Origin of the sequence: Lentimonas sp. CC4 (assembly GCF_902728235.1) — a bacterium.
In the GTDB taxonomy this organism is placed as follows: domain Bacteria; phylum Verrucomicrobiota; class Verrucomicrobiia; order Opitutales; family Coraliomargaritaceae; genus Lentimonas.
On the sequence record NZ_CACVBO010000001.1, the window covers coordinates 2,245,440 to 2,260,344 of the forward strand.

At 54.4% G+C, this 14,905-nt stretch carries 9 protein-coding genes; 6 read left to right on the top strand and 3 right to left on the bottom strand.

The features are described 5' to 3' along the window. Positions 1-52: 52 nt before the first annotated feature. Positions 53-1,231 carry a 1,4-beta-xylanase gene (locus GZZ87_RS09810; protein ID WP_162028236.1) on the bottom strand — a complete coding sequence of 393 codons (1,179 nt, stop codon included), beginning with the start codon at positions 1,229-1,231 and terminating at the stop codon, positions 53-55. 2 nt (positions 1,232-1,233) lie between these two features. Continuing rightward, positions 1,234-2,580: a glycoside hydrolase family 125 protein gene (locus GZZ87_RS09815; protein WP_162028237.1), complete on the bottom strand. Its 1,347-nt coding sequence runs from the start codon at positions 2,578-2,580 to the stop codon at positions 1,234-1,236. Between the two features lie 102 nt (positions 2,581-2,682). Here GZZ87_RS09815 and GZZ87_RS09820 point away from each other — a divergent pair, with 102 nt between their 5' ends. Beyond that, positions 2,683-4,206 (top strand): sialate O-acetylesterase, encoded by a 1,524-nt coding sequence (locus tag GZZ87_RS09820; RefSeq protein WP_244648219.1) that lies wholly within the window; start codon positions 2,683-2,685, stop codon positions 4,204-4,206. Positions 4,207-4,532: 326 nt separating this feature from the next. Here GZZ87_RS09820 and GZZ87_RS09825 read toward each other — a convergent pair whose 3' ends face one another. Then, positions 4,533-7,568, bottom strand: a complete 3,036-nt coding sequence (locus tag GZZ87_RS09825; RefSeq protein ID WP_162028239.1) for an alpha-mannosidase — start codon at positions 7,566-7,568, stop codon at positions 4,533-4,535. 279 nt (positions 7,569-7,847) lie between these two features. On the opposite strand from GZZ87_RS09825, the gene GZZ87_RS09830 reads away from it, so the two are divergent. The 5 genes from GZZ87_RS09830 (at position 7,848) to GZZ87_RS09850 (ending at position 14,820) form a co-directional block, all read left to right on the top strand. Further along, a complete protein-coding gene (locus GZZ87_RS09830; RefSeq protein WP_162028240.1) occupies positions 7,848-8,918 on the top strand; it encodes a GntR family transcriptional regulator in 1,071 nt (356 codons plus the stop codon). Positions 8,919-8,977: 59 nt separating this feature from the next. Continuing rightward, positions 8,978-9,547, top strand: coding sequence for an SIS domain-containing protein (locus GZZ87_RS09835; RefSeq protein WP_162028241.1), 570 nt, complete (start codon positions 8,978-8,980; stop codon positions 9,545-9,547). Then, complete coding sequence (locus GZZ87_RS09840; protein ID WP_162028242.1) at positions 9,540-10,445, top strand: ROK family protein; 906 nt, start codon at positions 9,540-9,542, stop codon at positions 10,443-10,445. Before GZZ87_RS09835 ends, GZZ87_RS09840 begins: the two co-directional genes overlap by 8 nt. 530 nt (positions 10,446-10,975) lie before the next feature. Then, positions 10,976-12,514, top strand: coding sequence for a choline-sulfatase (betC, locus tag GZZ87_RS09845; RefSeq protein ID WP_162028243.1), 1,539 nt, complete (start codon positions 10,976-10,978; stop codon positions 12,512-12,514). A gap of 101 nt (positions 12,515-12,615) precedes the next feature. After that, a complete protein-coding gene (locus tag GZZ87_RS09850) occupies positions 12,616-14,820 on the top strand; it encodes a glycoside hydrolase family 38 C-terminal domain-containing protein (RefSeq protein WP_162028244.1) in 2,205 nt (734 codons plus the stop codon). Positions 14,821-14,905: the final 85 nt, after the last annotated feature.

Genomic DNA, 14,905 nt, shown 5'->3' on the forward strand with positions numbered 1-14,905 from the left:
GGGTGGCTTATGTTCGGTGGGCAGACTGGATTGTCTGTGTCACTTCTCAGAGCTACTTACCTGTCATCTGCTTGATGAACGCGACTTCTGCGTCGTCGAAGGCGGTGCCGTCGCTGCGGAAGATGTCGTGAAACCATTGCTTGGGCTCAGGGAGTGGTTCGCCTTCGGCAAGGACGGGATGCACCTCCCATGGGCGGCGGATGTCTTTGCCATCCTTACTCGACCAGGGCCATATTGTTGCGGACTTTCCGGAGACGAAGCCCCAGTTGATTGCACCGATGTTGTGCTTTTTGAGCACGGGTAGATCTTGTTGAAAAAGGCTGTTCGGGCGTGCCATATACTCAGTGCATAAGGCTGGGCGCCCGGATTCGGTGTATTGAGTGCAGAGGCGTTCGAGTTCATCGGGGCCGGCGTAGCAGTGGAAAGACTGTATGTCGGAATTCATCTGCGCGAGTGCGATGTTGCGCTCGCCGACGCTGCCTTCGGCTGTGGAGCAAATCGGCTGGCTTGGCGCTGCAGCGCGCGCCCATTGCCATGCGTGCAGGAGTAGCTTCGCGCTTTGATCGCCAAACCAGTCGCCTTCCTTCTGTGCGGCAAGTTCGAATTCGCGGCCTGGTTCGTTGTAGAGCTCCCACATGAGGACGCGTGGATCTTGGCTGAAGTGTTGGATGGTGTCTTGCACGTAACCTTTGAGGCGTGCGCAATCGGCAGCCGGAAGCGTTCCTTCATTGTAGGCCATCGCGACATCGCGGGCGGGGGAATTCATCCATCCTGAATTGTGATAGCTATGAACAGGCGTGGGTTGCGTGCCGATCTCTGGGAAGGGGCGGTGGCAGTCATCAAAGAAGACAAAGATGACACGGATGTTGTGGTGTTGGCAGATGCTAAGGAAGTGATCCATCCGATCATAAAGCCCGTTAGTGTCGTGTGCCCATACTAGGTCGTGTAAATAGACACGCAGTGTGTTGAAACCGATGTTTTCAGCCCAGCCGAGTTCCTTGTCGATTGTTGCAGGGGCGTAAGTTTCGGCCTGCCACATCTCAAGCTGGTTGATTGCGGTGGCGGGCAGGTAGTTGCAGCCGATGAGCCATGGCTGGCTGGCATACCACGCTTGGGCGTGTTCGAGCGACCAGCGGCCAGCGATTTCAACAGCTTCGATCTCGATGTCGTGGCTAGATTTGTGGGCGTCTGCGCTGACTGCGCCGAGTGTTGCGTTCTGTGTATTAGCCATGGTTAGAAAGAGGTTTGTAATAGGTGTGGGCGTTCGGCATGTAGCTGCATGATGAGTTCGCCAAATAAGGTGTTAGTCCATGCGAACCATTTGCGCGTAAAGATACTCGGGTCGTCTTTGTGGAAGGACTCGTGCATAAAGCCAGTATGGTCGTGCGTGCTACGCAGCATCGCTAAGCAGTGTAGGATCTCATTATCGTCTTGGCTGGTAAGCGCGCGTAGAATGATCCCCATCGGCCAGATTTTTTCTTTGCCGGTATGTGGACTGCCTTGTCCTTCGGCGGCACTACCACGGAGGAAGTAGGGATTGTTCTCGCTGAGTAAGAAACGGCGGGTGTTTTGATAGATCGGATCCTTTCTTAAATCGGGGTCGAGGTATGCGAGCGACATGAGTGATGGAACATTGGCATCGTCCATAAATAAACGGTTACCATAGCCGTCGACTTCATAGGCGTAGATTTTTCCAAAGTGCAAATGATCGACTATGCCATATTGAGTGACCGCAGCTTCGATTTCTGTGGCAAACACGGCGCACTCATTGGCGAAGTCATTGTCTTCTAAGTCGTAGCGATAGATGGAAGCGAGCTGCCTAAGTGAGAGTGCTGCAAATACATTGGAAGGTATCAAAAACGGCAAGATTGTGGCATCATCAGATGGACGAAACATGGATGCGATGAGGCCGACGGGGCGCAGTGGATTTCCAGTGCCCTCGAAGACCGGGGCGTCAGTCATGCGGTCTGAACTGCGGAGGAAGCGGTAGGGCGTGGTGCCGTCCTTGCGCTGTTCCGTGCGCAGGGTTGCCACGAGTAGGCGCATCGCTCGATCCCAATCGTCATCGAGCACGGTGGTGTTTCCAGTTAGATCGAGATATTCGTAAGCCAATCGCACAACATAGCAGAGTGAGTCGATTTCCCACTTACACTCGTGCACACCGTTGACTGGAGAGGGCGAGTCGCTGGCCCATTTGCTTGGTTTTTGTTGGTCTTTGTAAAACGCGTTGGCATATGGGGATTTCAGGACGCACTGTGCTTGTCGGTTAACGAGACCTTTGACCATTGCGCAGGTCTTAGTATCATTTTGGATGAATGGCATGTAGGGCCAGACTTGAGCGGTCGAGTCGCGTAGCCACATCGCATCAATATCGCCTGTGATTACGAAGGTGTCATCACGCCCTTCGGTGTGCGTATAGTCGACGGTGGTATCGAGCGTATTGGGAAAGCAATTACCAAAAAGCCATGCGAGCTCTGGATCGGTGATGTCGGACTGAACTCTTTGAACGGTTTGATCGACGAATGCGCAGCTGAAAGTTCGTTGGTCGGGAGCGGGACGTAGGCTGTTGAATGAGGTCATGGTATATGCGACATCGTATGATTAATAGATCGCTAATGACAGCGAACTCGTGTAAGCGTGTCGATTCTATTTTAACTGCTGTGTTGTCTTTTCATGTATAATATGTCTATTTTTAGTTTTTTATGTTTCCTTTTAGTGGTTTGCGCGGTTGCGCGTGCAGAGGTGAGTCTGCCCCATATATTTGGCGATCATATGGTGTTGCAACGCGATCAGGTGAATCTGGTCTGGGGAAAAGCGGATGCGTTGGAATCGATCATAGTGACGATCGCAGAACAGAGTCATACGACTGTAGCAGATTTAGATGGTCGCTGGCGCGTGGAGTTGGAGCCATTGCTTGCTGGAGGGCCGTATGAATTAAAGGTGGCTGGTGAACATACTGCGAAAAATTATAAGGATGTTTTGGTGGGCGAGGTGTGGATTTGTTCTGGTCAGTCGAATATGAAATGGCCGCTGTCGCGTAGTAATCATGGTGAGCTCTATGCATTATCGGCAAATCAGCCCGAGCTGCGTTTGATAACAGTGCCGACTGTCGGCCGTGCGACCGCTCAGGATGATTTCGGGGGAGCATGGGCGGTTAGTTCGCCAGGTGTCGCAAGTGATTTCTCGGCAATTGGCTATTACTATGGCTTGCGCCTGCAGCAGACTTTAGGTGTGCCAGTCGGTTTGATTGATTGCTCGTGGGGTGGTTCGACTGCGGAGACATGGATTCCGCGCGATCGCTTAGAGGCGAGCGGTGATTATGCTGATTTGATCGAACGCGCTGAGGCAAAGGTATCTGCATATAGCGATGCAATACATGAGGAGCGCCTAGCGCAGCATCGGGCATGGGTGGCAGCAGGGCGTCCTGACCCGAAAGTTCCTTGGGTGAATGATCCGCGCACAGGTAATCATCGGCCTGCGAATGCTTACAATGGCATGCTGCATCCTATCCAAGGCTATGGCATGCGTGGCGTTATTTGGTATCAGGGTGAGTCGAACAGTGGGCGTGGCTATCAATATCGTGACCTCTTTCCGCTGGTGATTCAGACTTGGCGTGATTTGTGGGGGCAAGGCGACTTTCCATTTTATTGGGTGCAGTTGGCTGACTTTAAAGAAGAGGTCACTATGCCGAGTGAGAGTTACTGGGCCGAACTGCGCGAGGCGCAGACGATGGCGCTTGCTTTGCCGAATACAGGGCAAGTGGTGATTATTGATCAGGGCGAGGGGAAGGATATACACCCGCGTAATAAGTTAACGGTGGCAAATCGTTTGGCACGCATCGCGTTGGCTAGGGACTATGAATACGAGGTGGCCTATCAGAATCCACGCTATGCATCTATGCTGCCTGATGCTGAGGGGCTGATGGTGAGCTTTAAGAATACGAGCGTGGAAGGCCTGCGAGCATATGATACTCAGGAAGTTGCTGGGTTTACTATTGCTGGTGCGGATCGTGTGTTTGTGCCTGCTCATGCTACAGTGATCGGCACGCATCAGGTGAAGGTTTGGTCTGATCGTGTGACGGATCCCGTTGCGGTTCGTTATGCCTGGGCGGATAATCCAGTTGCTAATTTGCAGGATCGTAATGGGCTGCCAGTCACCCCATTCCGCACAGATGACTGGCCCGGGGTATCAGTCGAGTCGCGTTAAACCTAGATTCAGGAGTTAGAAGTTAGGAGTCAGAAGTTAGTCTTTGATTATGAAGCCTTTGTAGATTCTCCTATAGCCGCCCTCCGAGCGCAGCGACACTCAACCGAAGGGCGAAGCCATTTGGCGAGCGTCTAAGACGCCATAAAACACTGATGCTCAGCTTCTAACTCCTTCCTCCTAACTTGCTTCGCCATCTGCGGCAGACCTCCGTCTAACTACTCTTTTAAGGTTAAAGGCCTTTCTGCGTTGGGCCGGGCTTGCGCTTGCTCAACGTCGCCGCAATGCCAGGGGGCGTATTTTGGTAGGCGTGTTCGTTTGCACGCGCCCTACCTGGTGTGTGTGATTAGGCGCAGGCTCATGATTTCGAAGGCTTCAAAGGCGACGGATTCGGCGTTCACTGCTTCGTTGGTCTCGCCTGCGAGGTTGGTCTTTTCAATCGTCCATCCTTCAGCGAGTTTAAGTCGTGCGCTGCCTGAGCGGCCGAGTGTTTCGTGGAGGCGTAGTGTCCAGCTGCCGTCGGCGTTGGGCACAGACCAGTGTGGGATGAGTGAGTCGCCACCTTCGATGGCGAGGAGCCCGGCATGAGTGACGTCTGCGCTGCATGGGATTGCGGGCTGCAGTAGGCGCTCGGCGACGGCCGCGGGCTGCTGTGCGCGTGGTAAATCGGCATGGTAGTGTCCGATGCGCAGCTCAAAGCTGGATTTGCCGAGATCGATGAAGTGTGGTCGCTCAGTGTTGCGGCGTAGGCTCTTGGTGACGGGGCCGAGGTGTGTTTCTTCGCCGGTGTAGGCCACGGTATGTAGCAGGCTGACGCCGAGGTTGCCATGATCGCAAGAAAAGCCGTAGCAGGCATCGGTGATGACGGAGAGGCCTTGATGTTGACTATCGTCGGAGACGGTTGCCCAGCGGCTGCCGGGCACTTCCCATTGTGGATAGTCGATGATGGAGGTCTTGATCTGTGGGCGTTGTGTGCTGCCGAAGGCGCTGCCGAAGCGTGCGTAGCGGCCTTGGTAATTGGTCGGGAACTGCAGCTTGAGCAGGCGGCGTTCGGCCTTGAAGTCCATGTCGATGCGCAGGTGCAGGTCGTGCGCTTCGGGGCTCAGTGTGTAGCAAATCGTGAAGCTGCCGAGCGCTTCGATGGTGCGCTCAAAGGTGAGGCTGGCGGTGCCGTTCTCATCGATCGTGGCGCTAATCGTCTGCGCTTCGTCGGCGTGGCCGGCCATGGTGCGGATCGGTGCTTCATCGATATCCCACGCAGGGAACTGCGGGTTGCGATCCACTGCGCTTTGTAGCTGTGCGAGCGGTTCGAGCATCTCTATGTTAGATCCATTGATTTGTAATGAGCTGATTTCGCCCTTACGATTGAACTGTGCTTGTAGTTGGTTGTTGCTGAGACTGAGTGTGTCGGCATCGGCCAGTGTGGCTGTTGCGGTCACACATGATAGCTGCGCGGGATCACTCACGGAGAGTGGCGGCAGTGTGACTGTGTTGAGGCTGCCGTCAGTATCCGTAATAGTGATACGTTGCTCAATCGGCAGCGGGTTGAGCCAGTTGCTCGAGTCGCCTGTGAGTTCGGTGGCTGCGTTACTGCGGGCATCTTGGCTGATGGCACTCATCTCGTCGACAAAAGCATCGGTCACTTCAAAGACAGCTGCGCCGGTCACGCAGTCGTGGAATTGAGCAAAGCTGACGCGCTTCCATGGGGCGGTTGGCACGGGTGCACCGCCTTGTAGAACGCGCGTGGCTTCCCAAAGTTGCAAGCCAGTTTCGGCTTGGCGATAGGCGAGCTTGAGCTTCCGGTTTGTCGTAGCAACGCCGCGGTGTGCTTCGAGGTATAGTTCGCCCTTGTGGGCTTCGAGGTCGTCCTTTCGCGCGCCGAGGCGGTCGAAGAAATTGCTGAGTCGATCCCACTTGTTGGCAGGCAGACCATGGAGGTTTTCGGTGCGGCGGGCGTATTCGCACATTTCCGCAGTGGGACCGCCGCCGCCGTCGCCGAAGCCAGTGGGCAGGAGCACTTCGGGGTGCACATGGGCATCCTGATGGCGGATCGCATTTTCGGTCAGCTCGCGCACATCGCCGTAGCCGTTGTAGCTTTGGATGTTTTCCGGAGCGATGTGGGTGATCAGTTCGTTGCCGTCGGGGCCTTGCCAGCGGAAGGAGGTGCGCTGGAAGGTATTAAAGCGGTTCCAAGTCGGCTTGTTGCCGAAGAAGTAGCGCAGGCCATGCTGCGCGGCGATGGAAGGTAAGCTGCCGGAGAGGCCAAAAGTGTCAGGAAGCCAGAGGATCTCGGAAGGAGCGCCGAGTTTGCTGCGGAACCAGTCTTGGCCGATGGCAAAGGCGCGTGAGAGTGCTTCGCCGCAGGGTATGTGTGTGTCGGACTCAACCCAGAGCGCGCCGAGGGCTTCCCAGCGACCTTCGGAGATGCGTTGTGCGACGCGTTCCGATAGCTCCGGCGCTGCCGCTTCGACCGCATCGTAGCTGGCAGGTTGCGAGTAGCCGAATTGTAATTCAGGGTAGCGCTCCATGAGGTAATCGACATTGGCAAACGAATGAACCGCTTTTTCGATGCCGATGTGCTCAGGCCAGAGCCAGACGAGATCGATGTGGCAGTGGCCGGTGCGAATGGCTTGGAAGTGTTTGTCTGCGCCTTCGAATGTTTGATAGATTGCGTCGAGTTGAGCCGATGCAGTTTCGAGATCGTCGCTATCGATGGTGTCGGCGACAGTGGCGAGACGGCCGAGTAAGATGCGGTCGACTGCTTCGATATTGGTATAATCGGGGATGACGCCACTGTCTTTGTTGAAATTGGAATTGGGAGTTTCTTGCTTCGTGTAGCGGCAACGAATGCGGTCGTGCAGCACACGTAGGTCGTGGTAGAGCTTCCACGTGAGTGTGTCGCGCTGGCAGAGGGCAGGCGGCATGAAGCGACTGCCGTGACCGTCGAGTCCGCTGGCATCTGGGTGCCAGATGGCGCTTTGCACGCAACGCGCTTGTATCCAAATTTCGGAGACAGTGGTTGGTAACTCGAAGTAGCGGTGTGCAGGGTCGAAGCCGAAGGCGACTTTACCATCAATCCATGCGATGGCTTCGGCCTGGTCAGGCCAATGGAGAAACAGGCCGCCGCTAGTGGCGGGCACTTCGAGGCGGAACCATGCTTGATCCCAGAGCTGCCCCCAGTTACGCGGGCCGGTCCATTCCTCGGAGGGCAAGGCGCGCGCTTCATCGAGTGAGATGCGTGCTTCGCCTTGATAGTGGCAATGCACCTTCGGGCGATGAGCGAGGCTGTAGAATTCGTTGTTAAGGCGCACCAATTGTTTGTGGATACGGTAAAAAACGTGAGAGGGGTGTGTGAGTGGATCCATTGGAAAGTGTTTCTGGTCGGGGCGCTGGTCGCGTCTAGTGTTTACTCTTTAGAATAAAAAGTAGCAGTCGTATGTGTGACGCTTAGCGGTGTGTTTGCGTCGTATATGTAAATGTAGCGTAATTTTTGGGGTTATTACAATATAAAACACACATTTATGGATATGTATAATGCGATGCCTGTGGTGTGCGGTGGTGCGCGGGCGATTCGTCAAATTAAATGTATTACTATGCAATACATTTAATTTGACTTCAGTGTTACGGTGTTCGAGCTTGGGCGTATGGCTGTGAATCTATATCAATCGATTTATCGGGAACTACTTCGCCAGATTTTGGATGGGCGTCTGCCAGTGGGGCAGGAGATTCCGACTGAGGCGGCTTTGATGCAGTTGTTTGATGCGAGTCGAGTGACGGTGCGTAAGGCATTGGATGCTTTAAAGCGTGAAGGTGTGCTTAGTTCGACCGCTGGGCGCGGGACGGTAGTGATGGAGCGTGCCGGTGGCTTTGGGTGCGATTTGGATATGGTGGTGATGGTCGCGCCAGTTACGGATCCTTTTTACTATGCATCGATGGTGGAGAAAATGGATGATCTCGTTGCGGAGCAATCAGCGGTCTTGTTGAGCAAGTATGACACGAAGGGGCACTTGCTTGAGGATTCAGATTTATATTTGAATTTGTTAGATCGCGGAGTGAGGCATGTTGTGTTGTGGCCGCATGTGCATCAGCAGGACTGGAGTTTACTTAATCGTATGCGCGCGGTTGGAATGAACATGGTTGTATTAGACCAGCCACATCCAACCGCTGCGGCGGATGTCGTGGCGTTGGACGCGGTGCAGGGGATGGATGCGTTTGTAAAGGCGATTGAGGCCGAGATCGGAGTGGGGCATTCGTATTTGATGTTGGGCCATGATACGGCGTTACCGAGTGCGCATGCGCGTCAGGATGCCTTCGAGCAGCGGCTTGGTGGGCTGGGTTCGGTGCAAGAGTTGCCGCGCTATGCTGATGATGCTGAGCGCGATGCGGCCGTGTTGGCGACGCTAAGGCAGCAACTGAAGGATGATTCGAAGTTGCGCGGGATTGTCTGCTCACATGGTGGTTTAGGGTTGGCGACTGCGCGTGCAGTGGAGCAACTCGGACGGACAGATGTGGTGGTCGCGAGTTATGACTATTTGCCAAGCATGGAAGGACATACGCTGTGGGCGTTGAGGCAGCCGTTTGAGGCGATGGCGCAGGCGGCGATGGAGAGTTTGCGCGCACAAAGCACCGAGCCATATCAGTGGCGCGCGCGTATGCAGCTGTTCCCAGGGGAGCTTGTCGGGTTGGGGCGGAAACTTGGAAAGCGGAAACGCTGAAAAACGGAAACTTGGAAACACTGAAAACTGAAAAGCTAAAGTTTAAACAGGAAGCACTTATGACAAATCGATTAGAACAAAATACGGCGGAGGCGATTGAGCTGCTGCAACAAATGAACGCGTTCTCGACGCAAATTGAAACGGCGGCGGTTATCGTGGCCGAATCGTTGCGATTGGATGGTCGTATGCTGGCTTGCGGGAACGGCGGCAGCTCTTCGGAAGCAGGGCATCTGACGACAGAGCTAGTCGTTCGCTATAAGAAGGATCGCAAGGCTTACGGTGCGATTTGCTTAAACACGAATGGCGGGGATTTGACGGCGATCGGCAATGATTACAGCTTCGAGCAAGTGTTTGAGCGGCAAGTCGAGGCCTATGGGCGTAAGGGCGATTGCTTGATCGTGTTTACCTCCAGTGGGCAGTCGCAGAATATCCTGTTGGCACTGCGTCAGGCGAAAGCGCAGGGGATGAAGACGATCGCATTCCTCGGTAAGGATGGCGGTTTTTGTATGAATGAAGCGGACTGCACAATCTGCGTGCCGCATTTTGAGACGGCACGTGTGCAAGAGGCGCATCTGCTGCTGCTACATACATTGTGTGATCTGGTGGAGGCAGAGTTGGGTCATGCGTGAGAAGCAAACAACGATGTATCTCGGCGTTGATATTGGCGGCACCAAGTGCGCGGTCTGCGTGGGCAGCGATGCGGGTGAAGTGCTCGTGCGCGAGGTGGTGCCGACGACGGATTGCGAAGCAACGGTGACGTGGATCGTGGCGACTGCGAAGCGCTTAGCGGAAACCTATGGCGATGAGCTAAAGGCGGTGGGCATTTCTTGCGGCTCACCAATGGACTCCCAGGCTGGTTTGATTTTGAGCCCACCAAATTTACCAGATTGGGAGCGCGTCGAAATTGTGCGCCACTTACAGGAAGCGACGGACTTGCCTGCGTATTTGATGAACGATGGCAATGCGGGCGCGTTGGCGGAAGGGCTGTTTGGTGCGGGGCGCGGTTGTTTAAATTATATCTTCCTGACCTGCGGCACTGGGATGGGCGCCGGAATCGTGGTGCATGGTCGCGTGCTCGAAGGGGCATGTGGTATGGCGGGCGAAGTCGGGCATGTGCGGTTGAGTGCCGATGGCCCGATCGGCTTTCACAAATCGGGCTCGTTTGAGGGCTGGTGCAGTGGCGGTGGGTTTGCGCAATATGCTGGGATGTCGGCGAAAGAGGCGGGGGCTTTGGCGGTGCAAGGGGATGCGCGGGCGCTGGAATGGTTTACGACGTTTGGCGAATATTTAGGCAAAGGCACGGCGATGTTAGTCGATGTGCTCAATCCGGAACGTATTGTCATCGGAGGTATTTTTCCACGTGCGGAGCAGTGGATACGCGCTGAGATGGAAGCCGCATTGGAACGCGAAGGATTAGCGGCGAATGTCGCAGCGTGCGAAATCATGCCAGCAGAGCTGGGCGAGCGCATCGGTGACTTGGCAGCATTGGCGATCGCGCTGTATGGATTGAATGGAGGATCGCTGTGAAGGTCGATTTTGTAAGGGGCTTTGCTTGCGAAGGCCGCGACAGCACTGAGACCTATCAAACGTAAGCAACCGCTTTTTAAACCACCAATGACTTCCTGTTCACTATTCGCGATTTGACCATTTGCACATGTGCGGTCTTCGCGAGCAAAGCCCCTACGGGAGAATGATGAAACAACTGAATGTCCGACTTGTTATTTGTGATCCAGTGAACGCGTTGCTGATCCAACCGCAGAGCGCTGTGTCTGATCGCCCTTCGTGGGTAGGGGCTTTGCTTGCGAAGACCCCGACAGCACTGAGGCCTATCAAACGTAAGCAACCGCTTTTTAACCCCCAATGACTTCCTATTCACTGTTCGCGATATTGACCATTTGCACGAGCGCGGGCTTTGCTTGCGAAGACCGCGACAGCACTGAGACCTATCAAACGTAAGCAACCGCTTTTTTAACCACCAATGACCTCCTATTCACTATTCGCGATTTGACCATTTGAACATGTGCGGTCTTCGCGAGCAAAGCCCCTACAAAAGAATTATGAAAAAACCAAATGTGTTACTTGTTATCTGTGATCAAATGAATCCGTTGTTGGCCTCTGCTTATGGCGATAAGGTGGCGGTGATGCCGCAACTTGACCGGTTGGCCGAAGAGGGCACGGTGTTTGAGCATGCGTATTGTAATAGTCCGCTGTGCACGCCGTCGCGAGCGAGTATGATGACGGGCCGCACCATTTTTGATATGCGCTGCGCGTATGATAATGGTAGCGAGTTTAGCAGCGAAATTCCGACGTTTGCCCATATGTTAAATCGCGAGGGATATCGCACGATTCTATCGGGGAAGATGCATTTTATCGGCGCAGATCAACTGCACGGTTTTCAGGAGCGGTTGATGCAAGATGTGTATCCTGAGGATTTTCTATGCACACCGAAGGGCTGGGGTGTCGATCCAGAATCACATCAGGCCTATGGTCGTGCGCTATATGATGAAGTCGGCGTAAGTGATTGGAATACGCAGATTCAATACGATGAAGAGGCGCATTTTCAGGCCTTGAAGCGTATACGTAAACTCGGGCGTGAGAGTGATCCGTTTCTATTGACGGTGTCCTATACGAATCCCCATTCGCCGTTTATGGCGCCTAAGCGTTATTACGACCTCTATGAGGGCGTGGATATTCCGCTACCTGAAATTCCTGAGGATATCGAAGCGAGTTTGGACTTTTACAATGCGTATTTGGCGCATGATTTCGGACTGTATAAGCCGGACGAAGCTAAGCTGCGTGAAGTGGTGCGGAGCTACTATGCCCAGTATACTTACATCGATGATAAGCTTGGTGAGTTGCGGGCGGCACTGGAGCGTGAGGAGCTGGCTGACGATACGATCGTGATTTTTATCAGTGACCATGGCGAGATGATGGGGCAGAAGGGCTTATTCGAAAAGCGCACTTTCTTTGAAGCATCCACACGTGTGCCGCTGGTGGTTTCGATTCCAGGTGCGCAGCAGCCGGCACGTGTGTCGCAAGCGGTATCGCTGGTGGATCTGTTTCCGACTTTTGCGGATTGGGCAGGCAGTGAATGGCCTAGTGATCGCCTCGCAGGTGCGAGTTTGTTGCCCTTGCTCACAGAGGGGGCGGCTACAGTGGCGGAGCGTCCGTTGATCACTGAGTATTATGGTGAGTCGGTTTGCACGCCGTTTCGCGCGGTGGTTTCAGAGCGATTGAAATATGTGCATTTCCCGAAGGAGTCGGGGCGTGATATGTTGTTTGATCTGAGTAGTGACCCCGAGGAGAATTGTAATGTCATTGCGGAGTCGCGCTATGCGTCTGCAGTGAAGCGACTGCATGCGGAGGTGACGGATGGTTATGATTATGCGTCGTTTGATGCAGAGATCCAGCAGAGCATTGCGGATCGACAATTGATACTCGGCAGCGTGCAAGACATGAGCGTGCGGCCATGGCGTCACTATCCAGATGTGAAGGATGTGATGTGGCACTGGTTACCGAAGCAAAAGAAAGGTCAAGTGGTGGGTAGGGGCTTTGCTTGCGAAGACCGCGACAGCACTGAGCCCTCGCAAACGTAAGTAACCGATTATTAACCACCAAAGACTTCCCATTCACTATTCGCGATATTGACCATTTGCACATGTGCGGTCTTCGCGAGCAAAGCCCCTACGAAGAAATTATGAAAAAGAAACTTGTTATACATATGGTCGCGAATTCCCACTTTGATCCTGTTTGGCTGTGGGGACTTTCGCAGGGCATGGACGAAGCGATCTCTACTATGCGCACGGCGTGTGATCTGTTGGATGATTTACCGGAGCTGGTGCTGACGCGTGGTGAGGCTTGGGTGTATGATGTGGTGCGGCGTGCCGATCCTGCGTTGTTTGAGCGTGTGAAGGTGCATGTGGCATCACGCCGGCTACATGTGGCGAATGGTTGGTGGGTGCAGTCGGATTGTAATCTGCCGCTGCCGCAGTCGTTGGTAAAACAGGGTGAAATTGGCCATGCCTTTATTCAGGAGCACTTTGGTATACATCCGATCGTGGGTTATAATGTTGATAGCTTTGGACATACCGCGACCCTGCCAGACTTTTTGAAGGCAGGGGGCTTGGAGTATTATATTTTTATGCGGCCTGGTGAGGAAGAGATGAATCTGCCGCATGTGCCGTTTCGTTGGGAATCGCCGAGTGGCGAGTCGATTCTGTCGGTGCGCATCGGTATTTATCAGAGCAATCCGCAACACACGGTGCAGGCCAATATTGAATGGGCGATTGAACGTGCGGATCGTGACTTAGGTCATGCGATCTGCTTCTTCGGGCTGGGCGATCATGGTGGTGGGCCTTCGCGTGCGGAAGTGCAATGGGTATTGGATCATCGGGTTTTTTCAGCCGATGTGGAGCTGCGTATGAGCGATCCATTGGCGTATTTCCGCTGTATTGAACAAGCGGTTGCGGCGGGTGATTTTGAGCCGCCGGTGATCAAGGGGGAGCTGCAGCACCATGCCGTGGGCTGCTACTCGGTGGTGCGCGATATTAAAGTCAAGGCGCGCGAAGCAGAGCAACTTGCCTTGCAGGCCGATGGACTGCGGCAAGTGCTGGGTGCTGTGCCGTGGGATGATGAGGAGCGTGTGCAGTATGATCGCGCGTGGAAGAAGTTATTGTTTAATCAGTTTCACGACATCTTGCCCGGCACGTCGATTCCAGCGGCGTGTGAGGAGGCATTGGACGAGATCGGCTATGCCGCGACGGGCTTTCGCGATCTAGTGAATGGGCGCTTTCGTGCCTTCATTGCGCAGCAACCCGCGGATGAGCGGCAGCGTATTGTAATTGTGAATACCGGCGAGGCCGACTTTGATGGATTGGTCGAGTTCGAGCCGTGGATCGGTTACTACTGGTGGGATAAGACGATGAGTGACCGTATTTGTCTGGTGGATGAGGACGGGCAAGACGTGCCGGTGCAGTTTGTGCAACAGGCGGCGGGCTTCCGGCTGTTTCGTCTGTTGTTTCCTGTCAAGATCACAGGGCGCAGTTCGAAGCATCTATTTATCGTGCGTGAGCGTGATCCAGCGACGGTGCCGAGTATTGTTGCGGCTGAGGCGAATCAGCTCACGCGTGAGGGCTTGCAGGTGCGTCTCGGGAACACGGGGATCGAGGCATTGGTGCTGGATGGCAAAGACTACCTAAGCGCAAGTGGACTGCGGCTGTCGGTATTGACGGATACCACGGATACTTGGTCGCATAAAGTGGTCGGCTACGAAGAGCCGCATGTGGGCGACTTTGAGATCGAAGGTGATTGGGTCGCGTTCGAGCAGGGCCCGTTGCGCGCCGGGTATATGGGGCAGTTCCGCTTCGGGCATTCGCGCGCGACAGTGAAGGTCTCGGTGAATGCCGTGGACGGCAGTGTGCGTCTGTCGTTGCGGGTCTATTGGGCGGAAACGCATAAGATTTTAAAGCTAGTTGCGAGTCCCGGTTTTGCAGTGACATCGCGTCTGGATGGTTGCCCGGGTGCATTCATCGAGCGTGCATTGGACGGTAAAGAGTATCCGCTGCAGGACTTGATGTCGGTCGGAGAGCAAGCGGACGGTGCGCGTTTGAATATAGTGAGTGCGTCGGTGTTTTCTGGTGATGTGAGGACGGATGGTGATATGCGCGCAACTTTGCTGCGCAGTGCGTATTATGCGCACCACGAACCGTATGAGCCAGAGGTGACTGAGGACTTTAAGGTGACGGATCAAGGCGAGCATTGTTTTGAGATCTTGCTGTTGCCACAAGCTAAGCGTGATGATGCCGCAGTGCGTGCCTTGATCGGAGCGCAGCGTGATCCGTTGCTGATCGGTGAGACCACCAAGGGCATGCCGAAGTTTGTGAAGCTTGGCGATGTTTGGTAGGGGCTTTGCTTGCGAAGACCGCGACAGCTCTAAGCTCTCGCGGACGTAAGTAAGTGATTATTCAACGCCAAAGACTCCAATGCAT

Coding starts and splice junctions, on each gene's coding strand:
- GZZ87_RS09810 (WP_162028236.1), bottom strand. CDS start 1,231: ATGGCTAATACACAGAACGCAACACTCGGCGCAGTCAGCGCAGACGCC.
- GZZ87_RS09815 (WP_162028237.1), bottom strand. CDS start 2,580: ATGACCTCATTCAACAGCCTACGTCCCGCTCCCGACCAACGAACTTTC.
- GZZ87_RS09820 (WP_244648219.1), top strand. CDS start 2,683: ATGTCTATTTTTAGTTTTTTATGTTTCCTTTTAGTGGTTTGCGCGGTT.
- GZZ87_RS09825 (WP_162028239.1), bottom strand. CDS start 7,568: ATGGATCCACTCACACACCCCTCTCACGTTTTTTACCGTATCCACAAA.
- GZZ87_RS09830 (WP_162028240.1), top strand. CDS start 7,848: ATGGCTGTGAATCTATATCAATCGATTTATCGGGAACTACTTCGCCAG.
- GZZ87_RS09835 (WP_162028241.1), top strand. CDS start 8,978: ATGACAAATCGATTAGAACAAAATACGGCGGAGGCGATTGAGCTGCTG.
- GZZ87_RS09840 (WP_162028242.1), top strand. CDS start 9,540: ATGCGTGAGAAGCAAACAACGATGTATCTCGGCGTTGATATTGGCGGC.
- betC (WP_162028243.1), top strand. CDS start 10,976: ATGAAAAAACCAAATGTGTTACTTGTTATCTGTGATCAAATGAATCCG.
- GZZ87_RS09850 (WP_162028244.1), top strand. CDS start 12,616: ATGAAAAAGAAACTTGTTATACATATGGTCGCGAATTCCCACTTTGAT.